At 62.2% G+C, this 14,530-nt stretch carries 14 protein-coding genes; 10 read left to right on the forward strand and 4 right to left on the reverse strand.

All coding sequences use genetic code 11. From position 1 onward, the window contains the following. Positions 1–513 precede the first annotated feature (513 nt). Complete coding sequence (locus tag QMX88_RS15560) at positions 514–1,665, forward strand: MFS transporter (RefSeq protein ID WP_282370816.1); 1,152 nt, start codon at positions 514–516, stop codon at positions 1,663–1,665. A 15-nt stretch (positions 1,666–1,680) separates the two neighbouring features. On the opposite strand, the gene QMX88_RS15565 is transcribed toward QMX88_RS15560, so the two are convergent. Together QMX88_RS15565 and QMX88_RS15570 are read right to left on the reverse strand one after the other, a co-directional pair. Beyond that, positions 1,681–2,118, reverse strand: coding sequence for a carboxymuconolactone decarboxylase family protein (locus tag QMX88_RS15565; protein WP_282370820.1), 438 nt, complete (start codon positions 2,116–2,118; stop codon positions 1,681–1,683). Positions 2,119–2,236: 118 nt separating this feature from the next. Then, positions 2,237–2,725 carry a multidrug/biocide efflux PACE transporter gene (locus QMX88_RS15570; protein ID WP_282370821.1) on the reverse strand — a complete coding sequence of 163 codons (489 nt, stop codon included), beginning with the start codon at positions 2,723–2,725 and terminating at the stop codon, positions 2,237–2,239. Positions 2,726–2,845: 120 nt separating this feature from the next. Here QMX88_RS15570 and QMX88_RS15575 point away from each other — a divergent pair, with 120 nt between their 5' ends. Continuing rightward, positions 2,846–3,733 (forward strand): LysR family transcriptional regulator, encoded by an 888-nt coding sequence (locus tag QMX88_RS15575; RefSeq protein ID WP_282370822.1) that lies wholly within the window; start codon positions 2,846–2,848, stop codon positions 3,731–3,733. A 6-nt stretch (positions 3,734–3,739) separates the two neighbouring features. On the opposite strand, the gene QMX88_RS15580 is transcribed toward QMX88_RS15575, so the two are convergent. Next, positions 3,740–4,666, reverse strand: a complete 927-nt coding sequence (locus QMX88_RS15580) for a LysR family transcriptional regulator (RefSeq protein WP_282370823.1) — start codon at positions 4,664–4,666, stop codon at positions 3,740–3,742. Between the two features lie 305 nt (positions 4,667–4,971). Here QMX88_RS15580 and QMX88_RS15585 point away from each other — a divergent pair, with 305 nt between their 5' ends. The 5 genes from QMX88_RS15585 (at position 4,972) to QMX88_RS15605 (ending at position 10,537) form a co-directional block, all read left to right on the forward strand. Beyond that, entirely contained in the window at positions 4,972–5,700 is a 729-nt protein-coding gene (locus tag QMX88_RS15585) for a DUF969 domain-containing protein (protein ID WP_074889105.1), read from the forward strand. After that, on the forward strand, positions 5,697–6,647 hold the full coding sequence (locus QMX88_RS15590; protein ID WP_282370825.1) for a DUF979 domain-containing protein: 951 nt from the start codon (positions 5,697–5,699) through the stop codon (positions 6,645–6,647). The genes QMX88_RS15585 and QMX88_RS15590 overlap by 4 nt, the downstream gene beginning before the upstream one ends. A 487-nt stretch (positions 6,648–7,134) precedes the next feature. Beyond that, entirely contained in the window at positions 7,135–8,055 is a 921-nt protein-coding gene (gene rbsK, locus QMX88_RS15595) for a ribokinase (protein ID WP_282370827.1), read from the forward strand. A gap of 68 nt (positions 8,056–8,123) precedes the next feature. Continuing rightward, on the forward strand, positions 8,124–9,455 hold the full coding sequence (gene fucP / locus QMX88_RS15600) for an L-fucose:H+ symporter permease (RefSeq protein WP_192175007.1): 1,332 nt from the start codon (positions 8,124–8,126) through the stop codon (positions 9,453–9,455). Then, positions 9,452–10,537 carry an aldose 1-epimerase family protein gene (locus QMX88_RS15605; protein ID WP_282370830.1) on the forward strand — a complete coding sequence of 362 codons (1,086 nt, stop codon included), beginning with the start codon at positions 9,452–9,454 and terminating at the stop codon, positions 10,535–10,537. The genes fucP and QMX88_RS15605 overlap by 4 nt, the downstream gene beginning before the upstream one ends. Positions 10,538–10,778: 241 nt before the next feature. Here QMX88_RS15605 and deoR read toward each other — a convergent pair whose 3' ends face one another. Then, a complete protein-coding gene (gene deoR / locus QMX88_RS15610) occupies positions 10,779–11,549 on the reverse strand; it encodes a DNA-binding transcriptional repressor DeoR (RefSeq protein ID WP_282370833.1) in 771 nt (256 codons plus the stop codon). A gap of 130 nt (positions 11,550–11,679) precedes the next feature. Here deoR and deoC point away from each other — a divergent pair, with 130 nt between their 5' ends. From deoC to QMX88_RS15625, 3 genes are all read left to right on the forward strand, one after another. After that, positions 11,680–12,360, forward strand: coding sequence for a deoxyribose-phosphate aldolase (gene deoC, locus QMX88_RS15615; protein ID WP_282370836.1), 681 nt, complete (start codon positions 11,680–11,682; stop codon positions 12,358–12,360). 164 nt (positions 12,361–12,524) lie between these two features. Continuing rightward, complete coding sequence (locus QMX88_RS15620) at positions 12,525–13,478, forward strand: alpha/beta hydrolase (protein WP_282370838.1); 954 nt, start codon at positions 12,525–12,527, stop codon at positions 13,476–13,478. Positions 13,479–13,545: 67 nt separating this feature from the next. Beyond that, entirely contained in the window at positions 13,546–14,385 is an 840-nt protein-coding gene (locus tag QMX88_RS15625; RefSeq protein ID WP_282370840.1) for an AraC family transcriptional regulator, read from the forward strand. The last annotated feature ends 145 nt before the right edge of the window (positions 14,386–14,530 follow it).

Below are 14,530 nucleotides of genomic sequence, written 5' to 3' on the forward strand. Positions count from 1 at the left end.
CCGCCATCCGCCATCCATGGCGGGGGGCGGCTCTCGCGGCATCCATGCCGCTCGGCCCACTCCGCGAGACCTGCGTTCAGCCTGCACCCAAGTCGCGATTGGTGTCGTCTGGGAGTTTTGTGTTTGAAGAGCAAAAGCAGATCAAAGGCTTCCCGGCTGAAGCCGGTCCTACGAGGTGCGCGTTCGAATAGTGGGACCGGCTTTAGCCGGGAAGGCGTCGGGCGCCGCGCTGCAAAATGATGGGTGTACGCACAGGCCTCTTTCCCGGCTGAAGCCGGTCCCACTGAAGCAATCGATCGTTCCCTCGCTCCGCGTGGGAATGCATCCTTTGACGCTCCGCGTCGATGTCTTCGAGGGCGAGTGAGGCGTTCCTGAGGCTGCTGCCTTCAACATCCCTTCTTCGGCATTGTTTCAAGCTTTGTTAGGCTGGTCCCTATTTCGAGGGGACTGATTTATTTACAGCGCTTCACCGTAAATGAATCTGTCCCCGTCCAAGCATGCAAGGGAGCGGCAATGACTTCCATCAGCACCGCAGCGCCCGTGGTACCGGGGCGGCTGGAGCAGTTTTCGACGCGGATCGCTTTTTTTGTCACCGGGTTCAGTATGTCGGCCTGGGCGCCGCTGGTGCCTTATGCGAAAAGCCGTCTGGGCCTGGACGACGCCGGCCTCGGGTTGTTGCTGTTGTGTCTGGGCATTGGCTCGATCGTGTCCATGCCGTTGGCCGGGGCGATGACGGTGCGTTATGGCTGTCGGCGTTTGATCGTGATGACGGGCGTGATCGCCTGTGTGTGCCTGCCTCTATTGGCCACCCTCAGCTCGGTGCCGCTGATGGTCGCCACGCTGTTTGTCTACGGCGCGAGCATGGGCGCGCTGGGGTGTGTGACCAACATACAGGCGATCATCGTCGAGCGGGCCAGCGGCAAGACCATGATGTCCGGGTTTCACGGGCTGTTCAGTTGCGGCGGGATTGTGGGCGCGGCGGGGGTGTCGGCGTTGTTGAGCGTCGGGGTGTGGCCGTGGCTGGCGATGGCTGTGGTCGCGTTGTTCATCGCGATCGCGCTCTACAAAGCCGCGCCCCACTTGTTGCCGTACGGCAGCGAACCGGGCGGCCCGGCGTTTGCCATCCCTCGCGGCGTGGTGCTGTTCATCGGTTTGATGTGCTTCACGGTGTTTCTCACCGAAGGCGCGATGCTCGACTGGAGTGCGGTGTTCCTCAGCGCCCAGCGCGGCGTCGAACCGTCCTACGCAGGATTCGGTTATGCGGTATTCGCGCTGGCCATGGCGATCGGGCGTCTGTGCGGCGATCCGATTGTCCGGCGCTTGGGCGTGCACAAAATCATCCTGTTTGGCGGGCTGTGCGCGGCCGCCGGGATGACCGTTGCGACGTTGATCCCGGTCTGGCAAGCGGCGCTGTGCGGATACGCGCTGGTGGGAATCGGCTGTTCCAACATCGTGCCGGTGTTTTACAGCGCGGTCGGTCGGCAGAAGACCATGCCGGAGAACGTGGCGGTGCCGGCGATCACGACGCTGGGCTACATCGGCATTCTGATGGGGCCGGCTGGCATCGGGTTCGTCGCCCACCTCAGCAGCCTCGGCGCGGCGTTCATGATCATCGCCGTGATGCTGTTGGGTGTGGCGATCAGCGGACGGTTTTTGCGGGTGTGAGGCCAATAACGGGAATCAGCTCGGCATCATCGCAAACCCCACGCCGAAGCGATTCCAGGCGTTGATGGTGGCGGCGGCCAAGGTAATGTTGACCACGTCGGCTTCGCTGTAATGCTTGAGCAACGCTTCGTACTGATGTTGCGGCGCACGGTGCACGGGCAGCAGGGTCAGGCTTTCAACCCAGGCGAGTACGACTTTTTCCTTCTCGGTGAAGAATTCGGTTTCTTCCCACACGCTGAGGGTTTGCAGACGGGCCTCGGTTTCGCCGGCCTTGCGTGCGTCATTGGCGTGCATGTTCACGCAGTATGCACAGCCGTTGAGCTGCGACGCCCGCAGACGGATCAGCTCCAGCAGGGAATGATCCAGCCCGGATTTACTCAGCGCTGTCTCCAGGCCGACCATGGCTTTGTAGGCTTCCGGCGATTTCTGGGCCCAGTTGATTCGGTTGTTCATGGTGGGTGCTCTCTTCAAAGTGACCGGCGCAAGCCGCGGGACGTGGCGAAATGTTACGCCCGCGCTGCGACCCGCCGAATAGCCAATGAAGGAGGTTTAGGGGAGACCAATTGTGCCGCTATCGATCAGCAGCGCATGGCTGGGGACGGGCGAGCAGACGCTCGCGAACACCGTCGTAGGCCAGGTTGAACAGCATCGTGTACGGCAGATACAAGAGCACCAGACCGATGTCCAGCAGGAAGGCTTCCAGCAATGTGACCGACAACCACCACGCCACCATCGGCACCACCAGGAAAATCAGTCCCGCTTCAAAGCCGATGGCATGAAGCGCCCGCGCCTTGAAATTCAGGACGAAACCCAACCGTGCGCGCAGACGGTCGAACCCGGCGTTGAAGACCATGTTCCAGAGCATGGCGACCGTGGAAATCATCACCGTCATCGCGCCCATCTTGCCGATGGACTGGCCGAGCACCCAGGCCAGCCCGGGCGCGAACATCAGCACGCCGATGAGCTCGAACAGCAGCGCATGCAGGGCGCGTTCTTTGACGGATTTCGGCGCAACGACCGGCTTCGCGGTCTTGGGGGGCGTGAGGGTGTGCAGAGGCATGGCGGTGATCACTTTGTCGCGGGCAGGTGTGCATTGTCGGGGCGCGATGGGCTAGAGTGAAAATCGGTCCCATCGGAAAAACCGATGGCGACGTCGCATGCGCCTCAGAGGTATCCACCCGTGAGCTATTCCCCCGAAGCACTTGAAGCGTTTGCCCAGACTATCGCGCTGGGTTCGTTCAGCGCCGCCGCCCGGCGCCTGGGCAAGAGCCAGTCGACCATCAGCGAGGCCATTTCGCGGCTGGAGATCGACCTGGGCCTGGAACTGTTTGACCGCTCGACCCGCCATCCCGCGTTGACTGAAGCGGGCAGGGCGCTGGAAGGGCGCATCGAAGACGTGCTCGCCGCCTCCGATACGTTGCGTCGCGCGGCGGGTCGTCTGGCCGAGGGCATGGAGCCGCGCTTGACGCTGGTGCTGTCCGACGCCAACCAGTTCGCTGAATTTCAGACGCGCATGACCGAACTTGATCAGCGCTTTCCGGAGCTGGAACTGGAGTGCGTGTTTGCCGAACACGGTGACGCGATCAACTTGATCCAGAGCGGTCGCGCGTCGTTGGGTCTGCTGTCCGCCCAGGCGTCGTACCCGCCGGAAGTGGGCTACGCGACCATCGTCGAGCGCGCGGACTTCGGCATCTTCGTGTCCCACAACCACCCGCTGGCCGCTGAAGAAGCCGTCGATTACCGCCATCTGGCGCAGCATCGGGCGTTGCGCCTGAACACCATCGTCGACGAGAGCGTGCCCACCGACGACCTGCCCAGCGGCGCGCGGCGTAGCTGGTCAGCGCCCAATTACCTGCTGTTGATGGACATGGCGATCTTCGGATTCGGCTGGTCGGCGTTGCCGCGCTGGCTGGTCAGCACCTGCGGGCAGGACCGCTTGAAGGAACTTAAAGTGCCGGGTTGGCCGCGCAGCTCGGCGGTCGACGTGATCTGGTCCCGGCAAAAAAGCCTGGGACCGGCCGGGACCTGGTTGCTGGACACGTTGCTGGAGGGGCGGGGAGGGTATTGATCCGGCTCACTCCGGTCCGCCCTCGAGCACAAATCCCTCCGGCATTTCCTGAGCAAACGCGATCACGACCTCGCGGGTCAAGCCGACGATGTCTTCCACCAGCTCCATTCCCGCGCCGGTGCGCCAGCTGGCGACGATGTCCATCAGCGCCGGCAGCGGGACGTTCTCGATCAGCGTCAACGCGCCCTGGGCCAGTTCGCCATGCACCAGCGTCACCGGCAGCGCGCCGATGCCGAAGCCGTCGCGCACCAGCCGGGTAATGGCTGACGCCGAGTTCACGCAGTTGATCCGTGGCGTGACGATGTTGGCGGTGTGCAGCATGTTGAGGATGTCCTGGTGCGGCCGCGAATTGCGCGAGAACGTGACGATGCGCGCTTCGGCGATTTCTTCCAGGGTCACGTCCGGGCGGTCGAATGCCGAGCCGGTCGGCACCACCCAGCGCAGGGGATAGCGCGCCAGCACCGCGTTTCGCACGCTGTCGAAACGCAGCACATCTGTCTGGAAAATGATGTCCTGATAACCCTTTTCCAGCTGCGAGCAGAGGTTGCTGGCGGTCTCGGCGGTGAGCTCGATTTCCAGATTCGGGTAACACTTCATCAGGCGTGTTACCAAGGGGCTGAGCCAGGTGTGTATCACCGTATCCATGGCGCCGATGCGGATGCGGCCGCGCACCTGACTCGGGTCTTTGATCGCCGCCTTCATGCTTTGCATCGTGTCCATGATGTGCTCGGCGTATTCGAGCACGCGCGCTCCTTCTTGCGTCAGCGACACGCCCCTGGAATCCCGGACGAAAAGCCGCACGCCCATTTCGTCCTCCAGCGCGGCGATGCGGCTGGAGATGGAGGCTTGGGTGCTGAACAGTTTTTCCGCCGTCAGACGAAAGCTTTTCAGCCGCGCGACCCAGACGAAGGTTTCCAGAAACTTGAGATTCACCGAGGGATTTCCTTGATTGATTGAGCGCTGGCGCACCTACGGGATGACGGGGGAGCGTCACAGCGTTGCAGGCACGACCTGTGCAGACTGAGCACTGGAACAGCAGGTTGCATGCCACCCCGGCAACAGAAAATCTTATGGGCCATAGCGGGTTTTTCCCGTTGGACGCCCCGGCGTTGACTGCGGTGCCATGGGGCAGCGGCACTGTCATTCGTTTAGCACAGGTGCCGCGACCGCTCGTTTCTCGAACACGTTTCTCCTTCGTGCCCCAGCAAGGTACCGCCACTGCCAACGAGAACCCCATCATGCAAACCGCTATTAACCTCTGGCCGCTGCTTGGCGTGCTGGTCATCGTTCTGGGCTTCGTCCTGCGTTTCAACCCGATGCTGGTCGTGGCGCTCGCCGCCCTGGCCACCGGCCTTGCCGCGAGCATGCCGCTGGAGACCATCCTGGCGACCATCGGCACGGGCTTCATCAAAACCCGCACGCTGCCGTTGATCATCCTTCTGCCGCTGGCGGTGATCGGTTTGCTTGAACGCCACGGCCTGCGTCTGCACGCGCAGAACTGGATCGCCCGGTTCACCGGTGCCACGGCCGGACGCCTGTTGATCGCGTATCTGTTCGTGCGTGAAACCACCGCAGCCCTGGGGCTGACCAGCCTCGGCGGCCATCCACAGATGGTGCGGCCGTTGCTCGCGCCCATGGCCGAAGGCGCCGCTGAATCGCGCTTCGGCAAGCTGCCCGAGGCATTGCGCATCAAGCTGCTGGCGTTGTGCGCGGCGACCGACAACGTCGGGCTGTTCTTCGGCGAAGACATCTTCGTCGCCTTCGGTGCGATTGCGTTGATGCACACCTTCCTGCTCGGCTCCGGCATTGATGTCGACCCGATGCACATTGCCTTCTGGGGGATCCCGACAGCCATCTGCGCATTCGTCATCCACGCCATCCGCCTGCACCGTTTCGATCAACGCCTGAATCGTGAATTGACGGCGCTGCCGCCGGCCTCCGCTGTCGACAAGGAGCTGGCGCGATGATCATTTCCATTCAATACCTGTACTGGCTGGCGGGCGTGATCCTGGCGATCACCGCGTTCATGACCGCGACCGATCGGACCAATCCCAAACGCTGGTCAACGGGACTGTTCTGGGGCCTGTTCGCCATTGCGTTTCTGGTCGGCGAGAAGCTGCCGCCGGTGTGGGTGGGCGTCGGCGTGATCGTCATGGCGGTGATCGCCGGGTTCGGCGGCGTGGGTTTTGGTCAGCATGAGAACCTCAACGACCGGGCGCGGCGGGAGAGTGCAGGGCGCTTGAAGAACAAGCTGTTCATTCCGGCGCTGGCGATTCCTCTGGTGACGGTGATTGGCGCGGTGCTGCTGAAGAACATCAAGGTTGGCGACGTCTTTCTGCTGGACCCGGCCAACAGCACCTTCGTGTCCCTGGGCATTGGCAGTCTGGTAGCGCTGGCGTTGGCCTGCTGGCTGACCCGCGACACGCCGGTGCAGGCCATGCGCGAATCGCGGCGCCTGACCGAAGCGCTGGGTTGGGCGCTGGTGCTGCCGCAGATGCTGGCGATGCTCGGCCTTGTGTTCAACGATGCGGGCGTCGGCAAGGCGGTGGCGCACTTGGCGACGGCCTACATCAACCTGGATTTTCGCCTCGTCGCGGTGATGGTGTACGTGCTCGGCATGGCCTTGTTCACCATCGTCATGGGCAACGGTTTCGCGGCGTTTCCGGTGATGACCGGCGGTATCGGCGTGCCGGTGCTGGTGGGCATGTACGGCGCCAACCCGGCGGTCATGGCCGCGATCGGGATGTTCTCGGGCTACTGCGGCACGCTGATGACGCCGATGGCGGCCAACTACAACCTGATTCCCGCAGCGTTGCTGGAATTGCCTGACAAATACGCCGTGATCAAAGCGCAAATCCCCACCGCGCTGGCGATGCTGGTGGCGAATATTCTGCTGCTGTATTTCCTGATGTAGTTATTTCCTGATGTGGTATCAGCGCCAGGCCCGCAGGCTTTCGCGGGCAAGCGCGCTACCTCGGTTGCTCGCCATTTTATTCAGCAAATCCACTGGTGTGCAGGCGCCACGAGGCTGGGGAGTGAACACCCACCTGTGGGAGTGAGCTTGCTCGCGAAGGCGGTAGTTCAGCCGCCGCAGTTGTATCGGATGCCCCAGCCTCTTCGCGAGCAAGCTCGCTCCCACCGTTCAAATTCGGCATTGTCTGCTCCTCATCGCAAACGTTTGCGCGAATCCATGGTCTGTACGACCAGTGGCTGCAAACCCTCTGCCTCAGGGCTTCCAACCCGCTTCCTTTGGACGACATGTGTGTCAGGCGCCAAGCCGCATGTCCGCCTCGGAAGAAATAGGTTGAATAGTCACACAAAATGTTATTTAAATAACAAAAATAAAACCGCGAAGGTGGCTCGTCTTTCGGGCCCGGCGCGTGAACAAGGTACTCACACACATGAACAAGATCGCGGTCATCGGCAGCAACATGGTGGATTTGATCACCTACATCGACCGGATGCCGGCGCAGGGTGAAACCCTCGAAGCACCGAATTTCGCCATGGGCTGCGGCGGCAAGGGCGCCAATCAGGCGGTTGCGGCGGCCAAGCTGGGCGCTGACGTGTTGATGCTGAGCAAGGTCGGCGACGACATGTTTGCCGACAACACCCTGGCCAATTTCAAGCGTTATGGCATAGATACCCAGTTCGTCCAGCGCGTTCCCGGCGTCTCCAGCGGTGTGGCGCCGATCTTCGTGCAAAGCGATTCCCACAACAGCATCCTCATCGTCAAAGGCGCCAACGCGCACCTGAAACCTGCGGACATCGACGCTGCCCAGGCCGCCTTGCGCGACTGCACGCTCATCGTGCTGCAACTGGAAATCGAGCTGGAAACCGTCTACTACGCCATCGAATTAGCCAAGGCCAACGGCATCCCGGTGCTGCTCAATCCGGCGCCTGCCGTGAAGGGTTTGAGCCGCGAGCACCTGTCGCAGCTGGACTTTTTCATTCCCAACGAAACCGAACTGGCGTTGATCACTGGTCAGACCGTCGACTCCATCGAATCCGCCCGCGCGGCCGCCCTGCAACTGGTGCAGGACGGTATTCGTCACGTCATCGTCACCCTGGGTGAAAAGGGCGCGCTGTACGTCGGCGAAGAAGGCGAATTTCGCGTCGAAGGCATCAAGGTCGATGCCCGCGACACCACGGGCGCCGGCGACGCGTTCATTGGTTGCTTCGCCCGCCACTGGAGCGAAGACGGCGACATGCGCAACGCCATGACCCGCGCGGTGGCCTATTCCGCCTGCTCGGTCACCGGCCTCGGCACCCAGAGTTCCTACCCGGACGCTGCCGCGTTCAGTCACTTCCTCGACACCCTTTGAGCCGCCGCGCCCTGCCGATCGCCTGATCGGTGGGGCGGGGTATTCCCTGTACTTCCCGGAGAACAACAATGACAAAGCCCGCGCTCCAACAATCACCGGACGGGTTCTACCTGAACCGCACGCCGTGGTTCGCCTTCCTGCTGCTGTGCTGCTGCTTCGCGCTGTGGGCAGCGGCCGCGAGCATGAACGACGTGCTCATCGCCCACTTCAAGAAAGCCTTCCTGCTCAGCGATGTGCAGACCTCCTTCGTGCAATCGGCGTTCTACCTCGGTTATTTCTTCGTGGCGATTCCGGCGGCGATGGTCGTCAGACGTTTCAGCTACAAGACCACCATCCTCATCGGTCTGGTGCTGTACATGGCGGGCTGCTCGCTGTTCTTCCCCGCAGCGTCGATGGCCAAATACGGCATGTTCCTGATGGCGCTGTTCGTCATCGCGGCCGGCCTGGCCTTCCTCGAAACCGCCTGCAACACCTACTCGACGCTGATGGGCCCGCGTGAAACCGGCACCCGCCGCCTGAACATCTCCCAGACCTTCCACCCGTTCGGCGCGATGACCGGCGTGTACGTCGGCAGCTTCGTGATGTTCAAGGACACCGACGCCACCCGCGAGCAGTTGACGCAGATGAGCGCCTCGGAAGCCGCAGTCCAGCAATTGCAGATGATCCAGTCGACGCTGCTGCCGTACAAATGGATGATCGCGGTGCTGGTGCTGATGTTCGTGCTGATCGCGTTCACCAAGTTTCCGGCGTGCAAGGGCAAGGTCACGGCCAACGTTAAATCGAGCAGCATTGGCCAGAGCCTGTCGCGTCTGTGGCGCAACCCGCGCTTCACCTTCGGCGTGCTGGCGCAGTTTCTGTACGTGGGCGCGCAAGTGGGCGTGTGGAGTTTCACCATTCGCCTGGCGATGCAGATGGGCGGCATGAACGAGCGCAGCGCGTCGTGGTTCCTGCTGACCACCTTCGCCGCCTACTTCGTCGGCAAGATGATCGCCAACCTGCTGATGCGCAAAATGTCCCCGGCCAAAGTGCTGGCGATCTACGGCGTGCTGGCCATCGTACTGCTGGCCTACACGATTCTTGTGCCGAACATCAGCGCGGTGTATGCGGCGGTGGGCGTGAGTATTTTCCTCGGTCCGTGCTGGCCGACCATTTATGGCCTGACCATCGACGGTCTGGGCGAAGACACCGGCGTTGGCGGTTCGCTGCTGGTGATGAGCATTGTCGGCGGCGGCGTGATGCCGATCTTCCAGGGCCTGCTCTCCGACGCCACCGGCGGAAACATGCAGATCGCCTACACCGTGCCACTGCTGTGCTTCGTCGCGATCGTCGCCTACGCCATCAAATGCATGCGTGATCCGCTGCCGGCCCAGGCACCGGTGGGCGCGGTGACGGCATCATGAGAACGGCCGAAAAGCGCACCACGATTGCGCTGTACCCGGAGCTGTTCAGTGGCGATGAAAAGACGCTGCTTGAATCCGCGGACTTTCGTGTGCTGGCCTGGACCTATCCCAGCGGCGTGAAAGCCGTGGCGCTGGAGAACGATCGCGGTCGGGTAGTGGTGCTGCCGTATCAGGGGCAAATGATCTGGTCGGCGGTCTTCGATGGCTGCGACCTGACCATGCGCAACATGTTCGAGCAGCCACGCCCGAGCCCGACGGTGATCGGCACCTACGGTTGCTTCATGTTCCACAGCGGGATCTTGCGCAACGGCTGCCCGACGCCGGAAGACGATCATCCGCTGCACGGTGAAATGCCCTGCGCGCCGATGGACAGTGCCTGGCTGGAAGTCGGCGAGGACGCGGGCGGCGCGTTTCTGCGCATCGGCGGCGAGTACGAATACGTGATGGGCTTTGGCGACCACTATCGCGCCAGGCCCAGCGTGACCTTGCGCCCGGGTTCGGCGCTGTTCGACATCGGCATGGACGTGCGCAACCTGGCCGGCAAGCCGATGGAGCTGATGTATATGGCGCACATGAACTACGCCTACGTCGACGGCGGACGTTTCGTCGAGCCGTTGGGCATGGCGCGTACGCGGATTCGCAGCAGCGTGCCGGCCCACGTCAAGCCGACGCCGGCGTGGTCGGCGTACATGGCCGAACTGACGGAAGACCCTTCGCGGCTGGAAAGCCTGAGCACGCCTGAGTTGTACGATCCGGAGATTGTCTGCTTCTTCGACGGCGTGCACGCGGACGCCCAGGGCCATGCGCATTTCCTGCTCAAGCACCCGGAAGGCCCGGCGTTCTACACGCGCTATCAGCCGGCGCAGTTCGATCACGCGGCGCGGTGGATCCTGCACAACGCTGATCAGCAGGTGGCCGCATTTGTGCTGCCGGCGACCTGTGAGCCCGAGGGGTATCTGGCGGAAAAGGCCAAAGGCAATGTGCGTTTGTTGGGCGCGGGGGAGAGCGCATCGTTCAGCGTGACGACGGGCTATCTGGGGGCTGAAGAGGTGTCGCAGCTGGAAAGCGATCTGAAACGCTGAAGGACTCTTCGCGAGCAAGGTGGAGCGCCACCCCGGTCGCTCCCACAAATGTTGTACCCGACGCGGGAATCCGGCTGTACGCGACACCCTGGGGAGTTAACTTGCTCGTGCTGCTGAATCGGTGATCAGGCAGCGACCACCGTTGCGTGGGTCGCTGCCTTATCTGCGGATAGACATCGACCCTGTGGGAGTGAGCTTGCTCACGAATGCAATGGCGCAGGCGACACAAATTCAGGACTGATCAAACCACCCACCGCGCCCCATACCCCTCAATCAAATCCCGATAAACCTTGGGCAGCTTCTTGTCGCTCACCACTACATGAAAGTCCTGCAACGTCGCGAAATGCGCCGTGCGCACGGCGTCAAACTTGGAATGATCGGCCAGCAACATGCAATGCCGAGCCTGGCGCAGGACCTTCTGCTTCACCTCCACTTCGTTGAAGTTGAAGCAGGTCACGCCCAGCTCGTCGCTGACCCCGGCCGCTGACACGAACGCCCAGGTCAGGCGGATGCCGTCCAGAATGGTCGCTTCGCTGTGGTGCTCGAACACCTGATTCTTGCGATGAAAGGTGCCGCCGCACAGCACGATGGAGCAGTTGGGCTTCTGCTGCAGCTTGAGCAGGACGTTGAGGGAGTTGCACACGGCGGTGAATTCCAGCTCGTCCGGGATGAAGTCGATGACGAAAGGGATCGTCGTGCCGCAGTCGAAAAATACCGTGTCGCCGGGTTGAATGAACGCGGCGGCGAGCTTGCCGACCCGGCGCTTTTCCTCGACGTGACGGGTGTCCTGCTCGGTGACTTTGTAATCGCTGGCCTCGGACGGATCAAACGCCAGGGTGATATGGCCACCCAACAGGTGGAATTTGTCGGGGTGCCGGGTCAGGTCGCGACGCAGGGTCATCTCCGAAACGTCCAGCAGGGCGGCCATTTCCTTCAGGTGAATGGCCTTCTGATCTTGCAGGGCTTGCTGGATCAACTTGATACGGTCGGATTTTTTACTGTCCACGGGCATTCCGATTGTCGAATGGATATGGTAAAAAAATAACATTCATTGTTATATTTACAACATAAAATGATGCGCTCAGGCATGAAGCTTAAAGCGTGTCGCTGGTTACCGCCTCACTATCAGGAAACGATTGGCCATGAAGATCGAACCCGCAGCACTCGCCCAGTACATCGACCACACTTTGCTGGCCGCCGACGCCAGCCGCGAGCAGATCGCCACGCTGTGCCGCGAAGCCCAGGAGCACGGATTCTATTCGGTGTGCGTGAATTCTGGCCAGGTGCCGTATGCCGCGTCCTTGCTGGAAGGTGAGGCCGTCAAGGTCTGCGCCGTGGTCGGCTTTCCACTGGGCGCCGGGCTGAGCGACACTAAGGCTTTCGAGGCGAAGCAGGCCATCGCTGCTGGCGCGGGCGAGATCGACATGGTCCTGAACATCGGCTGGTTGAAAGACGGCCTGTTTGACGACGTGCGCGACGACATCGCTGCCGTCAAAGATGCCTGTGGCGCGGTGCCGCTGAAGGTGATCTTCGAAACCTGCCTGCTGGATGACGCGCAGAAAACCCGCGCCGCCGAGATCTGCCGTGATCTCAAGGTCGCCTTCGTCAAGACCTCCACCGGCTTCAGCCGCAGCGGCGCGACCCTGGAAGACGTCGCCCTGATGCGCAAGGTCGTGGGGCAGGGCGTTGGCGTGAAAGCGTCCGGCGGTGTGCGTGACTATGCAACGGCCGTGGCAATGATCGAAGTGGGCGCGACGCGACTGGGCACCAGCTCCGGGATCGCGATCGTCAGTGGCGCGGCGGCGTCGGGCTCGGGTTACTGATTCAGCTGCGGAGTCAGGGTTCGGTGCAGCCTGCGGCGTGACACCGTCCCCGATCAGGCGGCGGCCTTTCGACAGAAGGCCGTTCGCCGAAAAGAGCAGGACCCGCCCCGCCAATGAGTGGCAAACTGCCGGTGCATTCATTTCTGCACCGGACAGCTTTCTCAATGCGAACATTCTCTCTGGCGCGGCTCAAGGCCCGCTGGTTCTTCTGGCTGTGCATGGTGCTGATCGTCGTTGGTCTGCCGGTCGGTTGCGCGGCGCTGCAGCACAAGGAGCGTGAACTGGTCTTCATGATCGAGCCCGGCACGGCGAGCTGGTACCACGGACTGCCGTCCGATGTGCAAGAGCTTGAACTCAAGGGGCCATCGTTTGGCCTTGGGCAAAACATCCATGCCTGGTGGTGGCCTTCGGAGAAGAAGGACGCTCCCGCCATTCTTTATTTGCACGGCTCGCGCTGGAACCTCACCGGCCAGTTGTTCCGTATCGAACAACTGCGCGCCTTGGGCTTTTCCATCCTCGCCATCGACTACCGCGGTTTCGGCCAGAGCAAGGGCCAGTTGCCGTCGGAAGCGTCGGTTTATGAAGACGCGCGCGTTGCCTGGGCACGCTTGAAGCAGATCCAACCCGACCCGCAAAAGCGCCTGATCTACGGGCATTCGCTGGGTGGCGCCGTGGCGGTCGACCTCGCCGCCGAACTGGGCCGGGATGCGCAAAAAGGTGATGAGCCCATTCAGGCGCGGGGGCTGATCATCGAATCGACCTTCACCAACCTCGCCGACGCTGCGTCCTCCGTCGCCAGCAAACGCACCTCGTTGCCGGTGCGCTGGCTGGTCTCGCAGAAATTCGACTCCATCGACAAGATCGCCGACGTGCACATGCCGGTGCTGATCGTGCATGGCACGGCAGATCAGTTTGTCGCGCCGCAATTCAGCGAAGCGCTGTTCGACGCGGCGCAGGAGCCAAAGAACCTGCTGATGGTGCCGGGCGGCAACCACAACAACAGCATGAATCTGGGGCGCGAAGCGTACAGCCAGGCGATCCAGAACCTGCTCAACGAGAAGCCACCAGCGGTGCACGCGTCCAGTGCATCGGCAGCATTGCTAAAGCAACCCGGTTAGCCCTTTTTCACGACGGCGGCCGGTGTCCTCTCAAAGCACCTGCCGTCCACTGCCGCGAGCGCTGCCGATGGACACCCATGCAGACGAAGACGCTCACCTGACCCCTTCCACGCGGGACTGGGTGCTGCGTGCCGCGCCGCTGCCGCAGATCGAGCGGATCGAGGCGTACTTTCATGGCCACGGCTTCGAGATGCACCGCCACGACACCTACGCCATCGGCCACACGATGTCAGGCGTGCAGAGCTTTCAGTACGGCAAGGAACAGGTCAACAACCTGCCGGGGCAGACCATGGTGCTGCACCCCGACGAGGCCCATGATGGCCACGCCGGGACCGAAGACGGCTTTCGCTACCGGATGTTCTACCTGGAACCGGCAATGATTCAGCAGGTGCTCGGCGGCAAGCCACTGCCGTTCATCAAGGGCGGGGCGTCGAACGATCCGCGCCTGTTCAGGGCAACGCAGGCGCTGCTTTCCGACCTGAACAACGCGCTGGACCCTCTGGAACTGGACGACGCGATCTACGACCTCGCCGTTGCGCTGCAAGCGGCCGCCGGAGTGCGCAAATGCCGCCAGAGCGTCAACTACGCCGGCGCGCAACGTGCGCGGGAAATGCTCATGGCCAGTCTGGAGCAGGGCGTGAGCCTCACCGATCTGGAACAGGCCAGCGACACCGATCGCTGGCGCCTGTCACGGGATTTCCGCGTGCTGTTCGGCACCACGCCCTATCGCTACCTGACCCTGCGCCGGCTGGACTTGGTGCGGCATTCGATAGCGTTGGGGGTTTCGCTGAGCGACGCATCGGTGATGGCGGGGTTCTCCGACCAAAGCCACATGACTCGGCATTTCGTGAAGACCTTCGGCTATCCGCCGGGGCGTTGGTTGAAGATGTTGCGAGCAGGCGCATAGTGGATCAAACGCCCTTGGTGGGACTGGCCTTGGCTGGGAAGGCTGTACACCTTGTGGGACCGGCTTCAGCCGGGAAGGTGTCAGTTGCCACACCGCAAAATCCCTCCTGACACACCGCGCGCTTTTTGTAGGACTGGCTTTAGCC

This window comes from Pseudomonas sp. PS02290, from assembly GCF_029960075.1.
Classification (GTDB): Bacteria; Pseudomonadota; Gammaproteobacteria; order Pseudomonadales; family Pseudomonadaceae; genus Aquipseudomonas.

What these genes read in the sequence shown, in the direction of transcription:
- QMX88_RS15560 (WP_282370816.1), top strand. Translation starts at nt 514, where the DNA reads ATGACTTCCATCAGCACCGCAGCGCCCGTGGTACCGGGGCGGCTGGAG.
- QMX88_RS15565 (WP_282370820.1), bottom strand. Translation starts at nt 2,118, where the DNA reads ATGAACAACCGAATCAACTGGGCCCAGAAATCGCCGGAAGCCTACAAA.
- QMX88_RS15570 (WP_282370821.1), bottom strand. Translation starts at nt 2,725, where the DNA reads ATGCCTCTGCACACCCTCACGCCCCCCAAGACCGCGAAGCCGGTCGTT.
- QMX88_RS15585 (WP_074889105.1), top strand. Translation starts at nt 4,972, where the DNA reads ATGCAAACCGCTATTAACCTCTGGCCGCTGCTTGGCGTGCTGGTCATC.
- QMX88_RS15590 (WP_282370825.1), top strand. Translation starts at nt 5,697, where the DNA reads ATGATCATTTCCATTCAATACCTGTACTGGCTGGCGGGCGTGATCCTG.
- rbsK (WP_282370827.1), top strand. Translation starts at nt 7,135, where the DNA reads ATGAACAAGATCGCGGTCATCGGCAGCAACATGGTGGATTTGATCACC.
- fucP (WP_192175007.1), top strand. Translation starts at nt 8,124, where the DNA reads ATGACAAAGCCCGCGCTCCAACAATCACCGGACGGGTTCTACCTGAAC.
- QMX88_RS15605 (WP_282370830.1), top strand. Translation starts at nt 9,452, where the DNA reads ATGAGAACGGCCGAAAAGCGCACCACGATTGCGCTGTACCCGGAGCTG.
- deoR (WP_282370833.1), bottom strand. Translation starts at nt 11,549, where the DNA reads ATGCCCGTGGACAGTAAAAAATCCGACCGTATCAAGTTGATCCAGCAA.
- deoC (WP_282370836.1), top strand. Translation starts at nt 11,680, where the DNA reads ATGAAGATCGAACCCGCAGCACTCGCCCAGTACATCGACCACACTTTG.
- QMX88_RS15620 (WP_282370838.1), top strand. Translation starts at nt 12,525, where the DNA reads ATGCGAACATTCTCTCTGGCGCGGCTCAAGGCCCGCTGGTTCTTCTGG.
- QMX88_RS15625 (WP_282370840.1), top strand. Translation starts at nt 13,546, where the DNA reads ATGGACACCCATGCAGACGAAGACGCTCACCTGACCCCTTCCACGCGG.